The organism is Microbacterium gubbeenense DSM 15944 (assembly GCF_000422745.1).
GTDB classification, from domain to species: Bacteria; Actinomycetota; Actinomycetes; order Actinomycetales; family Microbacteriaceae; genus Microbacterium; species Microbacterium gubbeenense.
This window is the reverse complement of sequence record NZ_AUGQ01000073.1, coordinates 1-1154: the sequence shown is the minus strand read 5'-3', so window position 1 is coordinate 1154 and position 1154 is coordinate 1. Positions and strand designations below refer to the sequence as shown.

Genomic DNA, 1154 nt, shown 5'->3' with positions numbered 1-1154 from the left:
GACTGACAGTCGAACGAGTCGCCGACGGTTCCGGTGGAGGGGACGGCGCCGAGTTCGACGACCCGGTCGGTGTAGACCATCGCCATGTAGTTCGACCCGTGGTCCGCGTGATGGATCAGCTCGTCGAGCGGACCGGTCGCGGTGAACGCGGCCATGTTCAGTGCTTGCAGCGGCAGCACGTCGGCCTTCAACGTCGACGCGACGTTCCAGCCGACGATCATCCGGGAGAACACGTCGATCACGAACGCGACATACGCAAACCCCGCCCATGTCGCGACATACGTGATGTCCGCGACCCACAGCCGGCGGGGTGCGGGAGCGGTGAAGCTCCGTTTCACGAGGTCCTGCGGCTGCGGGATCGTCGGGTCGTGCTTCGTCGTGAACACCTTCTTCGACCTGGCCACGCCCCGCACCCCAGTCAATCCCATGAGGCGGGCGGTCTGATCGCGGCCGACGTCCCAGCCCTGCCGCCGCAGCAGCGCATGCATCTTCCGGACCCCGTAGACGCCGTAGTTCTCTGCGTGCAGCCGCACGACCTCGGGCACCAGCAACTCGTCTTTCAGCTGCCGCGCCGAGGCAGGACGGGTCTTCGCGGCCCGATATCCGCGGGAGGTGACAAACCCTCGCACCGCGTCCTTGAGGACGCGGCAGATGAGCTCGACCCCGAACTGATCCCGGTGCATGTCGATGAACCGGATCATCTCGTCGAGGGGCGGTCGAGCTCCTTCGCGAAAAACACGCTCGCAGCCTTGAGCACTTCGTTCGCTTTCCGCAGCTCCGCGTTCTCCCGCCGCAAGCGCTTGTTCTCCTCGGCGACATCGGTCGGCACGCCCGGGCGCTCGCCAGCGTCGACCTCCCGGCGACGGTGCCACACCCGCAACGTCTCGGGACTCATCCCGAGCAATCCAGCAACATGCCGGACCGCGGCCATCAGGTTCGAGTGGTCGGGCTTGGCCTCATCCAGCATCCGCAGCGCACGATCACGCATCTCGGCTGAGTACTTCTGATTCATCATCTCCATCCTTGCCTGAAGAACGGAACGAAACCCAGGGCGATTCAATCATCGCCGAGGGCAAGCGTCGGCTGATTGATGACCCTCACCGGCTCGAGGGGGTCACCACGATCGGTGTCGATGAGCACGTCTGGCGCCACAC

At 65.2% G+C, this 1154-nt stretch carries 2 protein-coding genes; both read right to left on the bottom strand.

The features are described from left to right. The coding region (locus G510_RS0113375) for an IS3 family transposase (protein ID WP_029154016.1) at positions 1-701 on the bottom strand (701 nt) is incomplete at its 3' end. After that, a complete protein-coding gene (locus G510_RS0113370) occupies positions 698-1012 on the bottom strand; it encodes a transposase (RefSeq protein WP_029154015.1) in 315 nt (104 codons plus the stop codon). The genes G510_RS0113370 and G510_RS0113375, both read right to left, overlap by 4 nt. Between the last annotated feature and the right edge of the window lie 142 nt (positions 1013-1154).